This window comes from Petrocella sp., assembly GCF_059865615.1.
Map to the genome: position 1 here is coordinate 1 of NZ_JCBCDA010000022.1, position 22183 is coordinate 22183.

23 protein-coding genes are annotated in these 22183 nt (G+C 37.0%); 16 read left to right on the forward strand and 7 right to left on the reverse strand.

Annotation, left to right across the window (positions count from 1 at the left end; translation table 11 throughout):
- From AC6F8J_RS02470 to AC6F8J_RS02505, 8 genes are all read left to right on the forward strand, one after another.
- On the forward strand, positions 1-217 hold a 217-nt coding region (locus AC6F8J_RS02470; protein WP_500720691.1), incomplete at its 5' end, for a type II toxin-antitoxin system Phd/YefM family antitoxin.
- A gap of 376 nt (positions 218-593) precedes the next feature.
- Positions 594-743, forward strand: coding sequence for a lmo0937 family membrane protein (locus tag AC6F8J_RS02475; RefSeq protein ID WP_500720693.1), 150 nt, complete (start codon positions 594-596; stop codon positions 741-743).
- 47 nt (positions 744-790) lie between these two features.
- Entirely contained in the window at positions 791-1126 is a 336-nt protein-coding gene (locus AC6F8J_RS02480) for a hypothetical protein (RefSeq protein ID WP_500720695.1), read from the forward strand.
- 287 nt (positions 1127-1413) lie between these two features.
- A complete protein-coding gene (gene bcp / locus AC6F8J_RS02485) occupies positions 1414-1869 on the forward strand; it encodes a thioredoxin-dependent thiol peroxidase (RefSeq protein WP_500720697.1) in 456 nt (151 codons plus the stop codon).
- A 28-nt stretch (positions 1870-1897) separates the two neighbouring features.
- On the forward strand, positions 1898-2635 hold the full coding sequence (locus tag AC6F8J_RS02490) for an MBL fold metallo-hydrolase (protein ID WP_500720699.1): 738 nt from the start codon (positions 1898-1900) through the stop codon (positions 2633-2635).
- Positions 2636-2655: 20 nt separating this feature from the next.
- The gene (locus AC6F8J_RS02495) at positions 2656-3024 is read left to right on the forward strand and encodes a VOC family protein (RefSeq protein WP_500720702.1); all 369 of its coding nucleotides are present in this window, start codon (positions 2656-2658) and stop codon (positions 3022-3024) included.
- Positions 3025-3099: 75 nt separating this feature from the next.
- Positions 3100-3732, forward strand: a complete 633-nt coding sequence (locus AC6F8J_RS02500) for a metalloprotease family protein (RefSeq protein ID WP_500720706.1) — start codon at positions 3100-3102, stop codon at positions 3730-3732.
- Between the two features lie 33 nt (positions 3733-3765).
- Positions 3766-4506, forward strand: coding sequence for a DUF3784 domain-containing protein (locus AC6F8J_RS02505; RefSeq protein ID WP_500720708.1), 741 nt, complete (start codon positions 3766-3768; stop codon positions 4504-4506).
- A 36-nt stretch (positions 4507-4542) separates the two neighbouring features.
- Here AC6F8J_RS02505 and AC6F8J_RS02510 read toward each other — a convergent pair whose 3' ends face one another.
- Positions 4543-4980, reverse strand: a complete 438-nt coding sequence (locus AC6F8J_RS02510; RefSeq protein WP_500720710.1) for a DUF4395 family protein — start codon at positions 4978-4980, stop codon at positions 4543-4545.
- Between the two features lie 428 nt (positions 4981-5408).
- On the opposite strand from AC6F8J_RS02510, the gene pyk reads away from it, so the two are divergent.
- Positions 5409-6839: a pyruvate kinase gene (gene pyk / locus AC6F8J_RS02515; RefSeq protein ID WP_500720712.1), complete on the forward strand. Its 1431-nt coding sequence runs from the start codon at positions 5409-5411 to the stop codon at positions 6837-6839.
- Positions 6840-7094: 255 nt separating this feature from the next.
- On the opposite strand, the gene mgtE is transcribed toward pyk, so the two are convergent.
- The 3 genes from mgtE to AC6F8J_RS02530 form a co-directional block, all read right to left on the reverse strand.
- Entirely contained in the window at positions 7095-8429 is a 1335-nt protein-coding gene (mgtE, locus tag AC6F8J_RS02520) for a magnesium transporter (RefSeq protein ID WP_500720714.1), read from the reverse strand.
- 201 nt (positions 8430-8630) lie between these two features.
- A complete protein-coding gene (locus AC6F8J_RS02525; RefSeq protein WP_500720716.1) occupies positions 8631-9617 on the reverse strand; it encodes a Gfo/Idh/MocA family oxidoreductase in 987 nt (328 codons plus the stop codon).
- Positions 9618-9732: 115 nt separating this feature from the next.
- The gene (locus AC6F8J_RS02530) at positions 9733-10890 is read right to left on the reverse strand and encodes an MFS transporter (RefSeq protein WP_500720718.1); all 1158 of its coding nucleotides are present in this window, start codon (positions 10888-10890) and stop codon (positions 9733-9735) included.
- 303 nt (positions 10891-11193) lie between these two features.
- On the opposite strand from AC6F8J_RS02530, the gene AC6F8J_RS02535 reads away from it, so the two are divergent.
- The 6 genes from AC6F8J_RS02535 to AC6F8J_RS02560 all read left to right on the forward strand — a co-directional run bounded on the left by AC6F8J_RS02535 (position 11194) and on the right by AC6F8J_RS02560 (position 16537).
- On the forward strand, positions 11194-12789 hold the full coding sequence (locus tag AC6F8J_RS02535; RefSeq protein WP_500720720.1) for a proton-conducting transporter transmembrane domain-containing protein: 1596 nt from the start codon (positions 11194-11196) through the stop codon (positions 12787-12789).
- A gap of 10 nt (positions 12790-12799) precedes the next feature.
- On the forward strand, positions 12800-13285 hold the full coding sequence (locus AC6F8J_RS02540) for a pyridoxamine 5'-phosphate oxidase family protein (RefSeq protein ID WP_500720722.1): 486 nt from the start codon (positions 12800-12802) through the stop codon (positions 13283-13285).
- A gap of 169 nt (positions 13286-13454) precedes the next feature.
- Positions 13455-14258, forward strand: coding sequence for a transporter substrate-binding domain-containing protein (locus AC6F8J_RS02545; protein WP_500720724.1), 804 nt, complete (start codon positions 13455-13457; stop codon positions 14256-14258).
- Positions 14259-14347: 89 nt separating this feature from the next.
- Entirely contained in the window at positions 14348-14998 is a 651-nt protein-coding gene (locus AC6F8J_RS02550; RefSeq protein ID WP_500720726.1) for an ABC transporter permease subunit, read from the forward strand.
- A gap of 11 nt (positions 14999-15009) precedes the next feature.
- On the forward strand, positions 15010-15768 hold the full coding sequence (locus AC6F8J_RS02555; protein ID WP_500720728.1) for an ATP-binding cassette domain-containing protein: 759 nt from the start codon (positions 15010-15012) through the stop codon (positions 15766-15768).
- Positions 15769-15919: 151 nt separating this feature from the next.
- A complete protein-coding gene (locus AC6F8J_RS02560) occupies positions 15920-16537 on the forward strand; it encodes an NAD(P)H-dependent oxidoreductase (protein WP_500720730.1) in 618 nt (205 codons plus the stop codon).
- 6 nt (positions 16538-16543) lie between these two features.
- Here AC6F8J_RS02560 and AC6F8J_RS02565 read toward each other — a convergent pair whose 3' ends face one another.
- Positions 16544-17872, reverse strand: a complete 1329-nt coding sequence (locus AC6F8J_RS02565) for an MATE family efflux transporter (protein WP_500720732.1) — start codon at positions 17870-17872, stop codon at positions 16544-16546.
- A gap of 252 nt (positions 17873-18124) precedes the next feature.
- Complete coding sequence (locus tag AC6F8J_RS02570; protein ID WP_500720734.1) at positions 18125-18811, reverse strand: RelA/SpoT-related domain-containing protein; 687 nt, start codon at positions 18809-18811, stop codon at positions 18125-18127.
- Between the two features lie 251 nt (positions 18812-19062).
- On the opposite strand from AC6F8J_RS02570, the gene AC6F8J_RS02575 reads away from it, so the two are divergent.
- Positions 19063-21159: a stalk domain-containing protein gene (locus AC6F8J_RS02575; protein ID WP_500720736.1), complete on the forward strand. Its 2097-nt coding sequence runs from the start codon at positions 19063-19065 to the stop codon at positions 21157-21159.
- Positions 21160-21491: 332 nt separating this feature from the next.
- Here the strand turns inward: AC6F8J_RS02575 and AC6F8J_RS02580 are convergent, their stop codons facing one another.
- Positions 21492-21896 (reverse strand): hypothetical protein, encoded by a 405-nt coding sequence (locus tag AC6F8J_RS02580; RefSeq protein WP_500720738.1) that lies wholly within the window; start codon positions 21894-21896, stop codon positions 21492-21494.
- Between the last annotated feature and the right edge of the window lie 287 nt (positions 21897-22183).

The following is a 22183-nucleotide window of genomic DNA, read 5'->3' on the forward strand; positions in this document are numbered from 1 at the left end:
AAAAGCAGATGATTACGGTAAATTGTTTATATTAAAGAACAACCAACCAGATGCAGTACTCCTATCGATTGATGAGTATGAAAGGCTTTCGGTTATCATTGAATACTTTGAAAGTCTTAAGGCGGAAGATGCAATCAAATACGCGGCGTCTTTGCCTAAAGAAGGTATAAGGAAAAGATATTCTATGGATCATTTGAATAATGAAGAAAAAAAATAGGAGTTATGCCCTATAAAAACTGACTAAAGTGAAATCACTTTAGTCAGTTTTTGACATTGAGGGGTTACCTGCCTATTAATATACATGAATTAAGCTTTGCAAACAATTGAGAAAGAGATAGATCTGGAAAGAATAGTTCTAATTGCTACATATATAGTATATAATAAATAGGATAATTATTATAATAATATTTTGACTAATTAAACAATGAGGTGTATAATGTATACTAGGTAAGAAAATTTAATCACGATAGTAATAACAAGATTTTCTTAAAGAAGACATAAAAATGGATAATTAGAGGAAGATCACTATCAACTATAGCTAGCGAAGCGGAGATGTTGAAGATTAAGCAAATAAAGTTTAGGAAGGTGTCATTATGTTAAATATAATAGCAGTCGTACTTGTAGTTTTATGGCTTTTAGGAATGGTTACTTCATATACCATTGGAGGTTTTATTCATGTTCTATTGGTCATAGCAATTATCATCATTCTTTTGAGAGTAATCAAAGGAAACAAAGTGCTATAACCGAGGTTTTAGTTTTGAAGATTAACCTTATGGAAAGGAAATAAAAAATGAATACATCTCAAGTTCAACACGCACATGAAAAAAATCTTAAATTTCGAAAAGTCATTACATATATATTTGGAATTTTGGAAGTGCTTTTGGCATTTCGTTTTATCTTTAAGCTACTGGGTGCAAATCCAGAGAGTTCATTTGTATCAGTAATTTATAGCTTATCTGAGCTGTTTCTGCAACCCTTTATCGGTATTTTCAGATCGGGGGTTGCACAAGGCATTGAAACAACTGCTTATTTTGAAGCAGCAACACTTATAGCTATGGTGGTTTATGCCCTATTGGCCTATGGTATTATTCGTATAGTAGAGATTATGAAAAAGCCACAGGCTTAAGTCGAGATTATTATATTAGTAATCTTTACAAATAGACAATCATCGTCCTTTTCAACAATGGATGATGATTGTTTTTTATTTTCCACGATGAAGACTTCTAAACGATATCCTTGAGCTTTCACATAAAATTTATATGAATATAGTGAAACAGAGTTTTGATTCTTTAACCATAATAAAGTATTTTCGAATATACATTACATTATATGGTATACTATTATAAATAAATGGTGTATTACCGTTTTTGAGAAAAGATTTTCACTAAAAAGATTATTAAGGAGGCGTTAAAGATGTTAGAAATAGGCATAAAGGCACCAGAGTTTACATTACTGAATCAAGAGGGTCAAGAAGTATCCCTTAGAGATTATAAAGGGAAAAAAGTAATTTTGTATTTCTACCCAAAGGATGATACGCCGGGGTGTACTAGCCAAGCGTGTGGGTTCACACAACTGTATCCTGATTTTAAGGAAAAAGGTGCTGAAATCATCGGTATTAGTAAGGATACCGTTAAATCTCATAAGAAATTTGCTGAGAAATATAATTTGACATTCACGTTATTAGCAGATACAGACACAGAAGTAGTTGAGGCTTATGATGTTTGGAAGGAAAAAAATATGTATGGTAAGAAGTACATGGGTATCGTAAGAACCACGTATTTGATCGATGAAGAAGGCATGATTATAAAAGCATTTGATCAGGTTAATGCAGCCAAAAATCCGGAAGAGATGTTAGACAATCTTAGTTAGGTATTATTTGTGAAAGCAGGTGTCACATATGGAAATCACATATATTGATCATAGCGGTTTTCTCTTAGAGTGGGAAAACTGTTACTGGCTGTTTGATTATTATAAGGCAGACATACCGGTTATGAAGAGAAACAAAAAGATCATTGTTTTTGTGAGCCACAAGCACAAAGATCATTTTAATCCTAAGATATTTGACTTGTATAATATGTATGAGGATGTTGAGTATGTATTATCTTCAGACATTGAAGCACTACAATTGAAGGAACAGAAGATGGGTGTAAATCAGAAGTTATGGGATAAAATTATCTGGGTTTATCCATCTCAAATGTATAGCTTAATTATCCGTGATGATAGTGAAATCATGATAAAGATACTTGTATCGACGGACGAAGGTGTTGCATTCTTGCTGACGTATCAAGAGAAAACCATTTATTATGCGGGAGATCTTAATCTGTGGGTATGGCCTGGTGAAACTGAGGCCTATAACACAGATATGACATTAAAGTTTAAGACGGAAATGAAAGCTTTGCAAGACCTTCATATTGATATAGCTTTTGCACCACTTGATCCAAGACAAGAAAAATATTATTATTTAGGTGTGGAAACGCTATTAAATACAGCAAAAGTAAAATACTTATTCCCGATGCATTTTTGGGACCAGCCCTCAATTATTAAACAATATAAAAAGGATAGAGCAAGCCATCTTAATAATACAGAAGTGATGGAAGTTCAGCAAAGCGGTCAAAAATGGAATATAAAAATCTAGATAGTTGGAGGAAAAGTAGTATGAAATTTAGAATGGTACATGAAAATTATAACGTATTAAATCTTGAAAAATCTTTAGCATTTTATAAGGAAGCATTAGGACTTGCTGAAATAAGAAGAAAAGTGGCTGAAGATGGGGCCTATATTATTGTTTTTGTGGGAAATGACGCTTCAGACTTTCAACTAGAACTTACATGGTTAAAAGACTGGGAAAAACCTTATAATCTAGGCGACAATGAATTCCATTTGGCGTTTAGAGTCGATGATTATGAGGCAGCACATGAGCTACATGAAAAAATGGGTTGCATTTGCTATGAAAATAAGAAGATGGGTATCTATTTTATATCAGATCCGGATGGCTATTGGTTGGAGATTGTTCCAACAAGATAAATCATAAGACTTGTAGGGGTGTTATGACCTTAACCAATGATATAATGGTAAAAAAGTTTTGAGGTAACAATTGATATGAAATATGCAAAAAATATACCATCAGTTGATCAAGAATTAAGTGAGACATTAATAAAACAGGGTTGGACTAGGATTAAAGAGCCTGCTAATTTATTTGCGGCTTTGTTGGCTTCCATACCATTCATGGTTGGTTGTGGCTTAGTATCCTTTCTTATCATTGCATACTTTGACTCAACGGTTGTGAATATTTTTGAACGTGTGTCTACAAATAACAATATAACCATTAACTTTAGATGGGATTACATCTTATTGATGATTATAATGATTTACATACATGAAATGCTACACGCCTTCTGGATACCTAATTTTTTAAGTGATGATAATACTTTTTTCGGTATCAAGATATGGGGTGGGTTTGTGTTTACATCGCAGTCATTGACTAAAAGAAGATTTATTATGATTTGCCTTGCGCCATATGTGACGCTATCTATATTACTACCGTTAATTTTGGGCATGCTGAATGTACTAAATGGCATTTTGATTTCTTTGATTATGATCAATGCGATGGCTTCATCAGTGGACCTCTTAAATGCATGTTTGATTTTGTTTCAGGTACCTAAAGATGCTATGGTTATCAATAATAGCTATGAAACGTATTACAGACAGATTGAAGCTGTTATTCAAAACTAAGATATTACATGAGTGATATTAAGGAGATTTATCATGTGGACTAATTTTTTGATTGGAGGATCACTGATTATTGTTGGTATGGCGGTTCATTTGTTTAAATGGTATTTTCTAATATCGGGCTATAATACCATGTCTAAAGAAAAAAAGGCTAAGGTTGATACAAAAGGGCTTGCACGTTTATTAGGATTTTATTGTTATATAAATGGTGGGATATTCATTTTCATTGGTATATTGCAACTTTTCAAAGTTGACATAAGTGTCACTTTAGCCTATGTCTTCTTAGTTATATCAACTATAGTTATACTTATCAAAGCTCAAAAGTATGATGGTAATATATTTGACAAAGAAGGTAGACTTGTCGAAAGTGCAGGTAAAAAACTTATCCTGCCCTTAGTGATTGTTACGATTACCCTTGTTGCCATTGTTTTTTTACTGTTATTTTCTTCAAGGGATACACAAATCAACATAGGGGATAGGGGAATAAAGATTCACGGCATGTACGGCGATACTTATGCATGGACATCGATTCAGTCGGTGGAGCTACTTGAGGAAATGCCTCTGGTATTAACACGTACCAATGGGTCAGCATTAGGCTCGAAACTTAAGGGTCACTTCAAAACTAAGCCCTATGGATCGGTTAAGCTTTTTGTGGACGTAGAGAAACCGCCTTATATACTTATGTTGACTTTAGATCAACCTGTAATATTTAATCTAGAAGATCAGGGTGAAACAACAAAAGTCTTCGAAAACATAAAAATGAAAGTCAAAGAATAGAAAAACACCTTCTTCAATATTGAAGAAGGTGTTTTTCTATTCTTTGTTTAGGGGCAGTACAATATATGTATATACAATACAACCGACACAAAAATCAAAAAGGGCTTCAAGAAGAGCAAAAGCCATAAGAAGCAATAGCACGATAAGGCTAATTTGTGGATTGAGGGGATATAAAACCAAAGCGGTTAGGGAGAAAAGAAAGCCAACTCTGGAAGCGAAAATCTTAGGCGCTTTGTCAATAGTAATTGGCTTTAAATGAAAAAACTTAACAATTTGTGTGGCTAACCAACTAAGTGGGCTATATTTTAAGGATGTAAAAGCGCGTATAATAAAATCAATAACAATAGCAAGAATGATGTAGACACTGCTTGTTAAGGTATAAAGTACGATCAACGTAGCAATCAAAAATCCGGTAATACGAACCACAATCTTATTGGCGGTTTCTTTTGATATGGGACAAATGAGTGTATTCATGGCAGACCTCCTGTATTGGATTAAGGTTGGAACTATTTCGATAAATAGATTATACAGCGTAAAACAAAAACTGTCAAACACGTAGTAATTATTCGTATTTAAATCAATACACAAATAAATAAAATACTACAATATAATATAAAATAGTAAGCAGATATAGAAAAGATGTTTTTTTATTAAAATAAGCATTGTCATTAGTCACATAAATCATTATAATAGTTCCTTGTTGAGTTCTAAAAATGAAGAACATGATTTGACCGGCAAATATTATAGATGGTAATAGAGTATATGATATTAATTGCGATATATAATATTAGAAAGGTAAAGAGGTTAAACCTATAGTTGAATTGTTGTATGAACAATATAAAATATAGATTATAATGTTGGGATTATTAATTAGGTTTATAGAAAGTCACAAGGAGAATATGATGAGAAAAACAAAAATTATTTGTACGATGGGACCGGCAACTGAAGGTATTTATGAAGATATGATTTTAAATGGTATGGATGCGGCTAGATTTAACTTCTCTCATGAGAATCATGAAGTTCATGGTCATAGAATTAAAACCATGAAGGCAGCAAGAGCAAAACTGAATCAACCGATTCCCTTAATTGTAGATACAAAAGGACCGGAAATGCGTATTGGCGTACTTAAAAGCAAGGTGAACTTAATTAACGGAGAAATCATCAAACTCATCTCGGAAGAGATTGAAGGCGATGAAAAAGCCGTTACCATTTCTTTTGAAGATCTCCATAAAAGTGTCAGTATTGGCCAATCTATTTATATTGATGATGGTCGTATTAATCTAGAGGTTGTGCGTGTTGAAGGGACCGATATTGTCTGTAAAATCATTGCAGGCGGTGTCTTATCTAGTAGAAAAGGTGTTAATGTACCAGGATGTATAACAGGTCTTCCCTTTATGACAGAAAGAGACCGAGCAGACATCGAGTTTGCTGTTGATCAGGACGTTGATTTCATAGCCCTTTCTTTTGTGAGCAACGCAAAAGACGTTGAATCAGTGAGAGAAATTTTCAAACAAAAAAATAGAGAAGATATTAAGATTATTTCAAAGATTGAAAACACTGAAGCGATAAAAAATATTGATGAAATCATTGCAGTGTCAGATAGTATTATGATTGCCCGTGGTGACCTAGGTATTGAGTTGCCGGTTAAATCCGTACCCATTATTCAAAAGAAACTTATCAAGAAGTGTTATACAAGTTCAAAACCGGTTATCGTAGCCACCCAAATGCTAGAGAGTATGACGGATAACCCGGTTCCAACCAGAGCCGAGGTATCAGATGTTGCCAATGCCATTTATGATGGAACCAGTGTGGTTATGCTTTCGGGGGAAACAGCTGCAGGCAAGTATCCAATAGAGACATTAAAGATGATGACAACGGTCATCTTAGAGACGGAAAATGATATTGACTATAAAGTTAAATTAGATGAAGGCGCATGGAAAGTTATTGACCAGAATGTGATTAATGCCATCAGTGAGGTAACGGTGATTGCTGCTTCAAAGATAGATGCAAAAGCGATTGTTGTGCCGACCCGTTCAGGCAATTCAGTAAGAATGATTTCAAGCTTTAGACCGGCGTGTCCAATTATTGCGATAACTTTAGAGGAAGGTTTACAACGTCAGTTGAATTTATCATGGGGCATCAAACCAATGATGAGCAGATTCATAGGGGATCAAAAAGAATTTTTCGAGAAAGTCTTAGACCAAGCTGTGGCAACAAAGTTGGTCGAAAAGGGTGATCTAATAATTCTGACAGCAGGTATTCCTACTGGCTATGATGGTAAGACCAATATGTTGAAAATGCACAAAGTTGGGGATGAAGTTATTGGTGGATAATCATCATCTATAGATGTTCATAAAAAAGCTATTATATACAAGCATTAAAAAAAGCAGTAGATTCGAATTTTTGAATCAACTGCTTTTTCTAAGTGGGTCCCATGAAAACCCTTCCACGGTCTGTATGATTACGGTCGACCGTTGGCGCATCCATGCACCAAAAGTCGACGGTCAGCATCCATGCTGACTAACTCCATCACACACACTGCTTCCAGGAACTTCATGGCCGATGTTGGCTATGAACTTTACCTTATTTTAGACGAGATAGTTGATGGTGAGTGTGGCGAGTCCTAAAAAGAAGAAGAATCCAAGTACATCGGTTACAGTGGTAACAAAGACAGCGGATGCTAGAGCCGGATCTATTTTGAATTTTTTCAATAGAACAGGGACGAAATAACCGGAAATCGTTGCAACAACGAGGTTTAGGAACATGGCAAGACCGATGACCAGCCCAAATATCAAGTTACCAACCCAGTAATAACCAAGTAATCCAACAACTAAGCCTAAGCACAGCCCATTAATTAAACCGATGGCAACTTCTTTTCTTAAGATTTCTTTTTGATTTTCAAAGGTCAGTTCTCCAAGGGCTATACCACGTATAATCATGGTTAAGGTCTGTGTGCCGGCATTACCACCCATACCGGCGACGATGGGCATGAAGGTGGCTAGTGCTACGATTTTAACAATGGTGGCCTCAAAAAGGCTAACAGTGGCCGCAGCAAGGATAGCCGTAACTAAATTCACCAAAAGCCAAGGTAACCTAGATTTAATAGCTTTACTAATGGAACCGGATATTTTTTCTTCTTCATCAAGACCTGCAAGTCGAAACATGTCTTCTGTATATTCATCACGTATGACTTCCATAACGTCATCAACGGTTACGATACCGAGCATGATGCCTAGATCATTAATAACCGGCATGGCCATGAACCCATATCTTTCAAAGATAAGTGCGACTTCTTCTTGGTCCATATCCACAGGTATAGTGATGATGTTTTCAATCATAATATTTTTAATGGGTGTTTCTGGTGTAGAAACGATAATATCTCTTAATCGTACAACACCTTTTAGCACATGAGATTGATCAAGGACATAAACATAGTAGGGTGTCTCAGAAGCCGGTGCCATATCCCTGAGAAATTCTATCGTGGCATTGACGGTCATATTTTCATGGATGGCGATGAACTCCTTAGCCATGATACCACCGGCAGAAGTGGGATCGTAGGCGAGAAGTTCATTGACTTCATTGGCATCATCTTGGTCAAGAGACAAAATGATTGCATCTTTTTCAGCATTACCAATGCTACCTAGAAGGTCAACCAATTCGTCAGAAGACATTTCAGAAATGATATGCTGTTTTCTATTTTCAGAGAAAAGAGTTAGTAACCCATATTTTTTATCATCATCAGCGTGATCGACCAGTTGAGCGATATAATCATCGGGTAATTTCTCGAGAATGCTAAGGGGATCTTCATCAGAATCGGTCAACGCTTCTAAAAAGTCAACCGGATGGATTTCATCAATCTTTTGAAGTATTTCAAGGGATGTTTTGCTATTTATGAAGTCTATAATTTCGCGCTTGTGTTCCATGGAATCACCTTCTTTTCAATAAGTACTATTATTGGTTAAAGGGTCAAAACTAAGTTTCACTAAATTCGCCTACCATATGTAGATTACGTTGATATATTCATAACTACATATGGTAGGTGAAAGTTCAACTATATAGTTTTGACGCCTTAACCATTATTATAAGTGGATTGTCAAGGCAATACAAGCCTATTAAGTCTTGAATTAAATGGCTTCCCATTGGCCGGTTTTACCGGATTCAAATAACTGGTCGATGATGCGCATGTTCATATAACTATCATTTAGGGAGATGGGTACAGCGGTATCTTCTCTTATAGATTTTGCAAAAGCGGAAAAAAGTGCATCATATTGATTGGTAGGATCAAAGGTCACGATACGCTCTCCGAGGCTATTGATAACCTTTACTTGGCCTTTTACATCGTAGTGATCATTAAAGGGAACCAGTATTTCAATACTACCGCCTGTACCATAGATTTTGACTTCTTGCGCAGGATGCATACCTGTACTTACAGTAAAAAGGGCTCTCGCTTTACCAAAATCCATTATGCCTGAGGTGAGTACATCCGTACCGAATAAATCGGAATAATGTAACATACCAAGAACTTTACTTGGCTCAGTGTTCATAATGAAGCGTGCTGTTGAAATGGCATAGCACCCAATATCCATTAGAGCACCACCACCATATGCTTTATTGTTACGGATGTTATTTGGATCATCATTTTTATAGGTGAAGATGGTATGGATTGCTTTAATATCACCAATGCCCTTGACTTTTATAAGTTCTCGCACCATTTGCCATTTGGGATGGAAACGGTACATAAATGCCTCCATAACTTTGACTTGTAGTTCTTTAGCAAGATCCATGATTTCTTTTGTTTGAAGGGCGTTCATGGTGAGGGGTTTTTCACAGATGACATGTTTGCCTGCAAGAATGGATTTTTTCACCCATTCTAAATGCAAGTGGTTGGGAAGGGGGATATAAACGGCTTCGATTTCAGAGTCACTTAAAAGTGCCTCATAGCTACCATAAGCCTTTGGTATCTGCCAGCTGGCGGCAGCTTCTTTGGACTTCTCATGATTTCTTGATGCAAGTGCGATAATTTCTACGGTGTCGGAAGCGGTTAGCGGTAACATGATTCGGGTCAGCAAATGTCCTGATACGCCGATGACGCCAAGCTTAATTTTTCTCATTTTTATCTCCATTCTTGGTTTTGTCTAGGTTGTGTTTTTATTCTAACATTCTTATGGGCAAGCATCAAATGAAATATGCGTTAAGCTCATAACGAAGCGAAGCTTCTTTTCTTCTTTATTTTTTTTCTAAGTAAATAAGGGTTATGAAAAGACCAAGGAGTCCTATGGCACCGGTTACAGCAAAGCCAGCTATGAGTCCATAAGTAAAAGCAATAAAACCGAGTAATACAGGACCAAAGACCATGCCGATACCATAAATGGCTTGGAACATACCCATGGCAGTGGCTCTTTTTTTCTGATCGATATGTTCTATACCGAGACCCATAAGAAGAGGGAAAACCAAGCTTCGCCCAATACCAGAAAAGAACTGAGCCACATACAAAAGCCATAAATGACCAATCCATGGCATCGAGATGCAAAGAAAGGCACTTATTATGAACCCAACACTAATGGTTCTTCTACGGCCAAACCGAGAAGGGAAATAGGAACCGGCTAGCCTGGATATGAAAATGGCAGGAATGATGGCAAGTGCTGTTAGTAGGCTCAACTGTATATTTTGTGCCCCTAGATTCTTAGCTAATATGGGTACGAATCCGAAGGCAGTGGCAAAAGTGATAAGCTGAGAAAGGATGGAGAGTATAGACACAACCTGAAGTTGACGATTTTTTGCGACTTCTAAATAGTCTCTAAATTTGGACTTTCTTATAGCTACAGGCTTTTCATAGATAAAGAGAGCGGAAAAAAGACCGATGGCACCACCTATTGCAGCAAGAAGAAAAAGATATCTAGTACCTAAGGTATAAGACACTACTGCACCCATGGCCATAGCGGTCAATTGACCTATAGCGTTGTAAGAGTTCATTAGACCGATTGCTTTTGTAGCCTCATCTTTTTTATAATAACTAGAATAAGTGACAGTGAAAATGACCCATGTAGCAGCAGAAACTCCGGCGAGCGCTCTTGTGACAAGGAGAGACAGCTGTGTCGGGAAAAAAAATGAAATCAATGCGCTAACGGAAGCAATAAAAAGACCTATAACAATAAAAACCTTACGCTTACCCAACATATCCGAAAAAATGCCAAGGGGAATCCTAAGCAACAGCTGTGTTAAGCCATAAGAACCGGTTATAAAGCCAATCATTTTATAACTGGCACCTAAAGTGCTGGCATAGGTCGAAAGTTCAGCGACATAGGCATAAAGTGAAAACCAGAACATACTGGTTGCAAAGGTGAAGAAATAAATGGAATAGCGTTCATGACGAGAAGGGTTCATAGAATTTTCCTTGCGAGGGGTCAGAGGCATAGAGCCTTACTACAGGATGTTAGCAATTACCATTATAACAGTAAGTTGCTTTTAAGTATCCCCCAACTTTAAACTTATTATATATGGGAGTTCAACCATATCCTTTTGCCACCTTAACCATACTAATAACTATAAAATAAAAACTACAAAACAACAATGTATTTATAAAAAACCTGACGAATTGCTAAGGTTTTTTATCTGAAAATGTGTTATATATAGAGTATAGAGTTTATTACAACATAAGAATGTTGAAAATAATGAGTAGGTGAAAAGGTGTCTTTATTTTGGTTAGTGGTACTTCCCATTCTTACAGCGCTCATTGGCTATCTGAGCAATTATAAGAAAATCCATCGTATGATTTGGGTTTCTCAAGTCAGTACGTTTATTATGGCCATTATATTTTTTGTTAAGGTTATCGGGGAAGGTACGATTACTGAAACACTAGGTAATTATTCGGGTGCTATCAGTATTAATTTGGTTGCCGATGCTATTAGTAGCCTTTTTGTGGTATTAACCACTTTTCTGTTCACGATCATGCTGTTATTTAACCATCACAAGACCTATATGAATAAACTGTTTTTATTTCTATTCTTAACACTTCAAGGGTTGATTATAGCCATCTTTTTATCCAACGACCTCTTTGATATTTATACACTTGTGGAAGTGGCTACGGTAGTGGTGAGTATTCTAATTATGTTCAAAAAAGACAGTCAGTCAATATATGATGGTATGGTCTATCTGTTAACCAATCTGGTTTCCATGGCCTTTTTTCTATTTGGTCTTGGGTACATCTATAAAATATTTGGAACCATGGATTTATCCTTGATAAAAGCGGGCGTACCTTTTATAGAAAATAAAGATAGCTTGATTTTACCCTATGTTTTTCTAATTACAGCCATAGGACTCAAATCCGCCATCATGCCTCTTTTTAGTTGGTTACCAAGGGCACATGGTACACCATCAGCCCCTTCTATTGTTTCAGCAGTGTTGTCAGGACTATATGTTAAAGGTGGTGTTTATCTTTTTATACGTTTTCAGGATACCTTTAAAGCAGGACTGGATACAACAAGTCTTTTTCTCTTAATTGGCTTTATGACAGCAGTTTTTGGGTTTGTTTTTGCCTTGTCTCAAACGGATATCAAGCTTATACTTGCATACCATACAGTCAGTCAAATTGGCTTGATTATATTTGGTCTTTCTATGAATTCAGTATATAGTTATTATGGATCTATTTACCATATCATGAATCATGCTGTTTTTAAGGCGACGCTCTTCCTAACAGCAGGCATGATTATTGAAGAATATGAGACCAGAGATATTAGAAAAATCAAAGGTGTTTTTATGCGAATGCCTTATGTGGCTATTATAATGAGTGTGGCCATACTCAGTATTACTGGTGCACCTTTATTTAACGGTAGTGTGTCCAAATACCTCATAGAAAAAGGTATAGGCTATCAAACCTATCTTGAGTATGGGTTGTTATTTATTAATCTAGGGACCATCGTGTCTTTTGTTAAGTACGCAACCATGTTATTTGGCCCTCATAAGAAGAGATATCAAGTCCGTCTCAATCAAAAAATTGCATTAGGTATCCTAGCAACGGTCTGTTTCGTAACAGGCGTTTTTGGACAACGCATTACCAGTATACTTTTCAATCTGGAAATCATCATAGACTTTAAAAGCTATATGTTAAAAAGTACACTATATTTATTTAGCTTGTTACTAGGTTATCTATTCTATAAACATCTATATCCGAGGATTGGATTTTTTAGAACTATGCGTGAAATTGAATTGAGTTTTAACGAGATTATCTTCTCCATTGTTTTCTTTTTCGGCAGTATGCTTAGTTTTCTAATGGTGGCCTATTAAAAAAAGACAAATGGATGAAGATACCTTAAAGAAGAAGCAATTAGTAGGAAAAGGAAGGAATATCATGAATAAAAATATTGAAGCTATTTTGAATGAAAATAATCTTTGTGTTTTATGTACTGAATACAGAGGTAATCCTTATTGTTCATTGATGACATTTACACTAGATAAAGACAACAAAATATTGTATATGGTCGCTATAGATGATTCGAAGAAATATAGAAATATTGCCTTAAATCCAAGTGTAAGTATATTGATGGATAACAGACAGAGTTTAGGCAAGGCATCCAAAAATGAAATAATATCAGTAACATTTGAAGCTAGTTATGAGGCAGTGGATAAAGAAAAGGCTGAGGAGGGGAAAGCATTATTACTTAAAAAACACCCAGATTTGTATGAAATTATTCAAGATCCCAAATGTAGACTTCTTAGTATTCGCCTAAAAGCCTATAAGCTTTTAATGGGACCAACTAAAAGTGAAGAGGGTCACATATAACATTAAGATATTGAAAGAGGTTAATCCAATTAAATAAGTTATGCTAATTGTTAAAAATTTAATGCGTTAAGTTGTTAAAGGTTAGGAATTTTATCCTTTTGGTATATTTACTTCATTGTGCTAGTGTGGTAACATAGTGGGGCAGAAAAAATAAAAGGAGAAAATGATAATGAAAAAAACGATTTTTACTTTAATGATATTGGCAATGGTATTAACATTAGGTGCATGTGGTAAGGCAACACCTACTGAGGATATTTATGAACAAGAGACAACAACAAAAGACACGTTGATTGTCGGGTTTGACCAAGATTTTCCACCTATGGGATTTGTTGGTGATGATGGTGAGTTTACTGGCTTTGACCTTGATCTTGCAGCGATTGTTGCTGAACGACTAGGCAAAGAACTTGTCTTACAACCAATTGCTTGGGATTCAAAAGATATGGAGTTAGAATCAAAAAATATTGATTGTGTATGGAATGGTTTTACGATTAATGGTCGCGAAGAGGCATACACATGGACAGAGGCATATATGGCTAATAATCAAGTGTTTGTTGTAACGAAGGGGTCTGGTATAGAGACTTTCGCAGATTTGGCGGATAAGGCTGTTGTGGTACAAGCAGACTCAAGTGCAGAAGCGGCACTTGGTGAAGTCGAGGACTTAGTTGCAACTTTTGGTGATTATCTAAAGGCACCGGATTATAACATGGCATTAATGGATCTTGAATCCGGTGCAGTGGATGCTGTTGTTATGGACGAAATTGTTGCTAGATACCAGATTGAAAAAAGAGGCAGTGCATTTGTTGTGCTTGAAGAGGCCCTTGCAGCAGAATCATATGGTGTTGGATTCTTACTTGGAAATGATAGCCTTAGAGATCAAGTTCAAGAAACCCTTGAAGCTATGGCGGCAGATGGAACTCTTGAAACTGTTTCTATGAGGTGGTTTGGCGAAGACGTTACAACAATAGGTAAATAGAAAAACCAAGTATTGTATGTAAAAGCACAACTATATAGTTTGACACTTTAACCATATTAGAGATAAAGTGATCTGATTAGGAGGATGTTTTGGATTTATTGACCCTGTTATCAAATCTAAGTGACGGTATGATTGTCTCGATACAAATATTTGCTTTGACATTGGTGCTCTCACTTCCTTTAGGGTTGATAGTGGCACTCGGTAGAATGTCCAAAAATCCCATATTGAGAAATCTTGTTAAGGTATATATATCTTTTATGCGTGGGACGCCTTTGATACTTCAACTGATGGTTGTCTATTTTGGTCCTTTTTATATATTTGGAATTAGAATGCCAAGAGGATATAGATTTTATGCTGTCATCATTGGCTTTGCACTAAATTATGCTGCCTATTTTGCCGAAATTTATAGAGGTGGTATAGAATCGATGCCTGTCGGTCAATATGAGGCAGCAAAGATTCTTGGTTATTCCAAAATACAGACTTTCTTTAGAATTATCATGCCACAAGTCATACGACGTATTATCCCCTCTATTACCAATGAGGTAATAACTTTGGTAAAAGACACTTCTTTAGCTTATGTTATATCGGTTACAGAAATGTTTACTGTGGCTAGAGCAGTGGCTTCTGCTCAAGCAAATATGATGCCTTATGTGGCAGCCGGTGTCTTCTACTATGTCTTTAACTTTGTGGTTGCAACGGTAATGGAAAAAATTGAAAATAAATTAAGTTATTACAGATAGGAGGTCATCATATGAGTTTACTTGAAATAAGACAGCTAAAAAAAAGCTTCGGTGACCTTCAAGTCATTAAGAACATATCCCTAAAAGTTCAGCAGGGAGAAGTGGTTGCAATTATTGGTCCATCCGGTTCAGGAAAGTCAACTTTACTGAGGTGTGCGACTATGCTAGAATCCATTGATGCAGGTGACATTCTTTATCTGGAAGAATCAGCCTTTGAGACAGATCAGGAGGGTAAACCTCACAAGGTTACAGGGGCAGAACTGAAAAAGATCCGTAGTTATTTTGGTCTTGTTTTTCAAGATTTTAATCTGTTTCCACATTTTTCAGTGATAAAAAATGTGACAGACGCTTTGATTCATACTCAGAACAAAAGTAAAGAAGAGGCATACGATATAGGTCGGAAACTGCTTAAAAAAATGGGATTAGCTGAAAAAGAGAATGCATATCCTTTCCAGCTCTCTGGTGGTCAACAACAAAGGGTATCAATAGCAAGGGCTTTAGCTCTGAATCCAAAGGTCCTCTTTTTTGATGAGCCAACGTCTGCCTTAGATCCTGAGCTGACCAGTGAGGTACTTAAGGTCATTAAATCATTGGCAAAAGAGCATATGACCATGGTGATTGTAACCCATGAGATGAATTTTGCAAAAGAAGTAGCCAATCATGTTGTTTTTATGGATGAAGGTGTTATTGCTGAAGAAGGTACACCGGAGGAAGTATTTGGCAACCCTAAGAGTGATAGGACAAAAGCTTTTATTAAGGGGTATCATTAGGTTAATAAAAATATATCAACGAGACCTCTGGGTGGATAAAAGCTTAGAGGCCTTTTTTTGAGCGGGATTTCAGGAGAAGACTACGCTCAATATATGATATAATCATATTGGTAAACCAATAATTAAGTAAAAGATGGTCAAGGAGGTAGCGATGAAAGTGTTGATGATTAATGGAAGTCCTCATAAGGTGGGATGTACTTATACCGCCTTGAAAGAGGTGGAAAAAGAACTGATTGGCGCAAACATCAAAGTGGAGATGGTCCACTTGGGGCAATCACCGATTCGAGGGTGTACAGGTTGCGGCAAATGTGCCAATAACCGCTGTATATTTGATGATGATATCGTCAATCGAATTATTGAGAAATCTGAATCCGCAGATGCCTATGTTTTTGGCTCACCAGTTCATTATGCAGGGGCCTCCGGAGCTATAACTTCTTTTCTTGACCGATTTTTTTATGCGGCTAAGCATCATGCCTATAAGCCGGGAGCTGCAATCGTCAGTTGCAGAAGAGGCGGATCCACAGCAGCCCTAGATCAGTTGAATAAATATTTTGCCATTAGTAATATGCCAATGGTGCCCTCACAATATTGGAATATGGTTCATGGCAACACGCCAGATCAAGTTAAGCAAGACCTTGAAGGGATGCAGATTATGAGAAGCCTTGGGAAAAATATGGCATGGTTGCTTAAGTGTTTAGAGGCCGGAAAAGCGGCGGGGATAGAAGTGCCAGAGCGGGAGAAACGCATTGCTACGAACTTCATTCGCTAGAAGGCATTAAACCAAAGCTTTTGTGACCCATTTTTTATTGTGCCACCTTAAAAAATTCAAGATGCCACGTACCCATTCATCTAATAACAAGGCAAGCCACACCCCCGGAAGTCCCCAATCAAAGATGACGACAAAAACATAGGCACCGGCAGCGGCAATGCCCCACATAAAAATGAGACCGATGGTAACAGAGAAAATGACATCGCCGGCACCACGAAGACCACTGATGAAAACGATGTTAAAAATGCGTCCAAGCTCTAAAAAAGCATCGATTGCAAGAATAATCATACCCCATTTTATAATGCTAGGGTTGTCTGAAAAGATGCCCATGAGATGGCCACCAAAAAAATAAAAGATAACACCGATGCCACACATAACATAAAAAGCAATCCTAAAATTCTTAATACAGACATGATAAGCCTCATCTATAAGTCCTTCACCAATAAGGCGACCGATAATGATTTGGTTGGCTTGGCTAATAGCAATAGTAACGATTAAGGCAAAGGTGACGATGCTGCCAACATAAGTACGTACGATGGACATTTCTTCGCCTAGATAGACCAATACAATACCTGTAATTACAATCTGGCTGACATTATAAGAGAGGTTTTCAAGAGCAGCAGGAAAACCTAGCTTTAACAACAGCCTTAATATATATTTGGGGAAGTTCTTAATATAGGTTATGGCAGAGAGTGGTACAATGTGCTTAAAAACAAAAATTGTTGATAAAACAACCGCAATCAGTCGACTGATTGAAGTAGCAATAGCAACACCGGCTGCACCAAGAGCCGGCAAACCCAAAGCGCCAAAAAGCAAGGCGTAGTCACCGACGATATTAATAATGTTCATCGTTGCAGTTATATAAAGTGTTTGTTTGCTGTAGCCGTAACTACGCATCGTAACTGTAGAAATATTTAAGAAAGCCTGAAGAAACATAAAGATACCTACGATACGGATATAATCACTGGCATAACCCATAAGACCCGGTGTGATACCGATAAGAATTAAAAGGTCCGGACCGAAAAAGAAAAGACCGATAGAACAAAGCCCACCTATGATGGTTAGTACAACATAAGCGACTATAATGGTCATATGACAATCAATCCATTTTTTTGCGCCGATAAACTGAGCAATTAATATGGCAGCACCAACGCTAATAATTGTAAATATAATATTAGTGAAGTTAATTAACTGATTAGCGATACCCACTGCTCCGGCTGCTTGGTCAGATATACGGCTTAACATCAAGGTGTCAACAACACCAAGGGTCATAAAAAGTATGACCTCGAAGAATATGGGGATAGCTAAGCTCATTAAGGTAACTTTTTTTACCATGATGTACTCCTATGGATCTTCGTTAATAGTTAAAGTGCTTGTTTGGATATCGAATCTTTTGTAACTTGAATTATACTTGATTATCTATATATGTCAACAAAACAAAACAACCGAAACAAAAGGTGTGAGGTAGGCTATAATTTAGAAAATGAATAGAGTTATGCCTACTTATAAAGAGCATCCAAATATTTTCAACATTTGGATGCTCTTTATAAGTAGGCTCTTAAAGATAAGTTATAAGTCTTTTAAAGGTCAATGATCTTGTTCAGACTTGATACCTTCATAAATAGATTGCATTTCTAAGTCCAAGAGTGTAATAGAGTTGGCGCAATCCAATAAACGATCACGAAGATCTTCAGAGACATCATCTTGGGTCTTGTATTTCAACTTATGCTCTAGACTGGCCCAGAAATCCATAGCGATGGTACGAATCTGTACCTCAACTTTGACATGTTTTGTCGAGTCGGAAAGAAATATAGGTACAGCTACAATGAGATGGAGACTTCTGTATCCGTTTGACTTTGGGCTCTCAATATAATCATTGCGCCGTATCAAGGTGACATCATCTTGTTGTATTAAAAAAGAAGCAATTCGTTCGATGTCGTTGATGTAGTTGCAGACAACACGAATACCGGCTACATCCGACAAGTTGTTCCATATACTTTGGGTGTTGGTTTCTAGATCTTTTTTTATGAGCTTATCCATGATGCTCTGTGGTGACTTGAGCCTGTATTCAATATGATGAATAGGACTATGGTCGTGTTTGATCTGGAATTCTTCATCTAGTATTTCCAACTTGGTGCGCACCTCTTTAATCGCAGCACGGTACAGTTGTTGTATGACCCCAAATTCTTGAATGTTTTCAATAAATTCCGTATTTTTAAGGATGTCAAGGTGTTTATTACCTATGTTCATCTGTAATATTTTATGAAATTCCATACATGTACTCCTATCGTCATTTATGATGCTTTGAGTATATCAGAACATGTCGAAAGTTCATATAAATAATGTATAAATAAATATTAAAAATATATTTATAATCAAAACCTAATAGAATCCATCTGAATAGCGAACAATCCACATATCTAAGTCGTCTTATGACAATAGGGTTACAAAATCATGCATATCTAGATTGAAAGTGAACATATCTGCTATAATAAGTATGACCGATGGGTCGAAGGAGGTTTCTTATGAAGTTGATTAGAATTATAACACTAAGCCTTATACTATCTGCAGTATATATTATCACATCAAGCATGCTGACCATCCAGGGTCATGCCCAAGATATACGTTTGATTGTAGATGGAAAAGACATAACAGAATTGTCCACACCTATTATTCAAAATGGTAGAACCATGGTACCCATACGGTTTGTTACAGAGGAAATTGGCGCAACCGTCAACTGGGACCCCAATAATAGAACAGTTGAAGTCATTAAAGGGAATCAAAGTATTTTTCTAAAGATTGGGAGCGCTTTAGTAGGCTATAATCAAGGCGCGTCTTATCAAGTGAGTGATGTGACACCCCTCATCCTTGGGGATCGTACCTATGTACCACTGAGATTAATCAGTAACGCTTTTGGCATTGGTATTGAGTGGGTGAATGAGACAAGGGAAGTTCTTGTAGACTCGAATAAAACATCTGTAAAAGCACCCTTTCATGAGGTGGTCATATCATCCCTTTCCCCAGGACAAACGATTCAAGGTAAAACAGCAATCACATTCACCTTTGGTGACCGTTACAGGGCATCGCTTGTAGAGACGCGATTGCTTCTTGTGGACCGACAAACAGCTACCGGTTTTGTTGTCGGTAGAAGCTTGGGCGATTCAAATAGCTTAACCTATGTGCCTTCTCTTGAAGAAAATGGAAACAAGGTCATGGTTGTTGCACTCTATGATAAGAACAATAAACTAATCGCTGCAGATGCAGTGCCGGTGGTTATTTCAGTAACGCCTAATATAGTATTAGAAGGACTTGCTCATGACGAAATCATTCAGAAAACAGTGATACTTAAGCCGAATGTTAATTTTATGGCGGAACATCTTACTTATGAGCTTACCAATCTAAGCACGGGTAAAGTCATGACGGTCATTGAACAAGATCCTTTCGGTTCGTATACGTGGACACCTACTAAATCCCAAGAAGGGAGTTATAGTGTTAAAGTGATGGCCTATGATGCTACGGGAAAGGTCTACCATAGTGCACCCTATACTTTTAGTGTTCAGGTGGAAGCAAGCCTTAGCTTGACCGGCGTCACGGCAGGCATGACGGTCAATAAGCCAGTCACCTTGCTGGCATCAAGGAATTTTGATGTAAGAGAAACAACCTACTTAATCAAAGATGAAAAAACGGGTGTGGAAACGGTACTGGCAACCCTACCTTATGGTGGTTATAGATGGTTTCCAGATCAAAGCTTTTCTGGAAATAAATCACTAAAAGTCAGAGTGATTGATGCAGGCGGAACAACACGAGAAAGTGCTTATATTCAAGTGAAAGTAGATGGTAGTCCAAGACTCCAACTCTCAGGTGTCGGTCCTAATCAAGTATTAACCGGTGAAACGAAGCTTAATGTAAATAGTAATGTGACAATGGATAAAGTCAATTATATTCTGATTAATAAAAGTACAGGGTCAACCAAGATTGTCGGACAAGATATTCCGGCTGATAGTGAATGGATATTTAAGCCAACAGCATCCGATGGGGGGCAAGTATCATTGAATGCGGAAGGTTACTACAATGGTACTAAAATCATATCAGAGACCATAGATTTTAGGATATACTTGGATAAAACCTTTGGTCCAAAGGCCATAATAGAAAAAGACAAGTTTCTAGCATTTTCATCCGGTATGGCAAAGACATCTTGGAATAGTACAGGCATGTCGGCGGCGTTACAAACAGCACAAGCCATATTAGAAACCGGTTGGGGACAAAGTGTGCCAAGGGATAAATACAGTGGTAAGTTTTCTTATAACCTTTTTGGTATAAAAGGTTCAGCAACCAATGGATCTGTCACGTCTAATACATGGGAAGTCTATAATGGCGTAACCTATAGAGTAGATGCGAATTTTAGAGCATACAATAACGCACAAGAAAGCTGGAACGATCATAAAAGCTTGTTGTTCAATGCAGATCGATATGCACCTTTTAGAGATGTGATGTATCACAGTAGCTTAGGTGCATGGGCCATTAAGCGAGCAGGGTATGCAACGGATCCACAATATCCGATTAAGCTGATGAAGTTAATTCGACAATACAACTTGAAAGAATTGGACAGAGTTGGAATATAGTTCATATATCAGCGCAAGTAAAAAGCAGATTCAAATGAATCTGCTTTTTATTCTCTAGAAGCGTGTCCAGCTAAGCTGGTCACTTACATGTCTATGCTGTGTTAACGATCAAGGAAGTCTTTCCTGCCGGAACAATTTGCTTAGCAAAGCGAGGCGTAGCCTCTTTGTACTTCTCTAGGAAAGTCATACTCTAGCATTCAGCTTTAAAACATAGCTGAATGCGTCAAGGTCCTTTCCTTTCGAACCGTTCAGAAATATGAGCAAAGCTCATAACGAAGCAAAGCTTCTTTTCTTGTTTAATAGGATTGTTTTACGTTTAAATCAAATATCTATTATTCAGTGATTACGCCGACCTTTGTTGCCAAATCAAGGTTTTTAACACCATGAGGTGCTTTTTCGATTTTGCCGGTTAAGTCTGTTCCGGCGTATTGACCATTATGGGTACCATTAGCCCATTGGGGAATATCCGATACATCATAAATGATGTTGTTATGTGCGACATATGCAGGCATACCATCTTTACCATTATAGGGAGCTAAAGCCTCTAGGGTTAATTCAATGTTTTCTATATCTATAGCAGGTTCATCCATACCCGTATCAGGTTCATCGGTGTCAATAGGTTGTTCATCTTCAATGGGCACATCTGCCTCATCAAATGGAACAATGGTAGCCTCATCCGATTGACAACCGGTTAGGGATAATGTTAATACTACAAGAGTTATTAGGAACCATTTCATATCATCACCACCTTTTTTAAACAGTCTGGGTTAATTAAAGTGTTAAAACTAAGTTTCTCAAAATTATAGACTATTGCATATAAAAGTTCAACTATATAGTTTTGACACTTTAACCATAGGTTAAATAAAATACCAAGGACGTAGATAATGAAGTAAAAAGAGTTATACAATCAAAACACCCATATATCGATGGACCTTTGCTAAAGATCTCTTTTTGCTACGTTTATAAAGCAGACCTAAAAAACCATTCAAAGCCAAAACCAATAATAACAATGAGCCGGTATGAA

Bases quoted from the DNA above. Each gene is read 5' to 3' on its own strand.
- AC6F8J_RS02475 (WP_500720693.1), top strand. From the start codon at position 594: ATGTTAAATATAATAGCAGTCGTACTTGTAGTTTTATGGCTTTTAGGA.
- AC6F8J_RS02480 (WP_500720695.1), top strand. From the start codon at position 791: ATGAATACATCTCAAGTTCAACACGCACATGAAAAAAATCTTAAATTT.
- bcp (WP_500720697.1), top strand. From the start codon at position 1,414: ATGTTAGAAATAGGCATAAAGGCACCAGAGTTTACATTACTGAATCAA.
- AC6F8J_RS02490 (WP_500720699.1), top strand. From the start codon at position 1,898: ATGGAAATCACATATATTGATCATAGCGGTTTTCTCTTAGAGTGGGAA.
- AC6F8J_RS02495 (WP_500720702.1), top strand. From the start codon at position 2,656: ATGAAATTTAGAATGGTACATGAAAATTATAACGTATTAAATCTTGAA.
- AC6F8J_RS02500 (WP_500720706.1), top strand. From the start codon at position 3,100: ATGAAATATGCAAAAAATATACCATCAGTTGATCAAGAATTAAGTGAG.
- AC6F8J_RS02505 (WP_500720708.1), top strand. From the start codon at position 3,766: ATGTGGACTAATTTTTTGATTGGAGGATCACTGATTATTGTTGGTATG.
- AC6F8J_RS02510 (WP_500720710.1), bottom strand. From the start codon at position 4,980: ATGAATACACTCATTTGTCCCATATCAAAAGAAACCGCCAATAAGATT.
- pyk (WP_500720712.1), top strand. From the start codon at position 5,409: ATGAGAAAAACAAAAATTATTTGTACGATGGGACCGGCAACTGAAGGT.
- mgtE (WP_500720714.1), bottom strand. From the start codon at position 8,429: ATGGAACACAAGCGCGAAATTATAGACTTCATAAATAGCAAAACATCC.
- AC6F8J_RS02525 (WP_500720716.1), bottom strand. From the start codon at position 9,617: ATGAGAAAAATTAAGCTTGGCGTCATCGGCGTATCAGGACATTTGCTG.
- AC6F8J_RS02530 (WP_500720718.1), bottom strand. From the start codon at position 10,890: ATGAACCCTTCTCGTCATGAACGCTATTCCATTTATTTCTTCACCTTT.
- AC6F8J_RS02540 (WP_500720722.1), top strand. From the start codon at position 12,800: ATGGATGAAGATACCTTAAAGAAGAAGCAATTAGTAGGAAAAGGAAGG.
- AC6F8J_RS02545 (WP_500720724.1), top strand. From the start codon at position 13,455: ATGAAAAAAACGATTTTTACTTTAATGATATTGGCAATGGTATTAACA.
- AC6F8J_RS02555 (WP_500720728.1), top strand. From the start codon at position 15,010: ATGAGTTTACTTGAAATAAGACAGCTAAAAAAAAGCTTCGGTGACCTT.
- AC6F8J_RS02560 (WP_500720730.1), top strand. From the start codon at position 15,920: ATGAAAGTGTTGATGATTAATGGAAGTCCTCATAAGGTGGGATGTACT.
- AC6F8J_RS02565 (WP_500720732.1), bottom strand. From the start codon at position 17,872: ATGGTAAAAAAAGTTACCTTAATGAGCTTAGCTATCCCCATATTCTTC.
- AC6F8J_RS02570 (WP_500720734.1), bottom strand. From the start codon at position 18,811: ATGGAATTTCATAAAATATTACAGATGAACATAGGTAATAAACACCTT.
- AC6F8J_RS02575 (WP_500720736.1), top strand. From the start codon at position 19,063: ATGAAGTTGATTAGAATTATAACACTAAGCCTTATACTATCTGCAGTA.
- AC6F8J_RS02580 (WP_500720738.1), bottom strand. From the start codon at position 21,896: ATGAAATGGTTCCTAATAACTCTTGTAGTATTAACATTATCCCTAACC.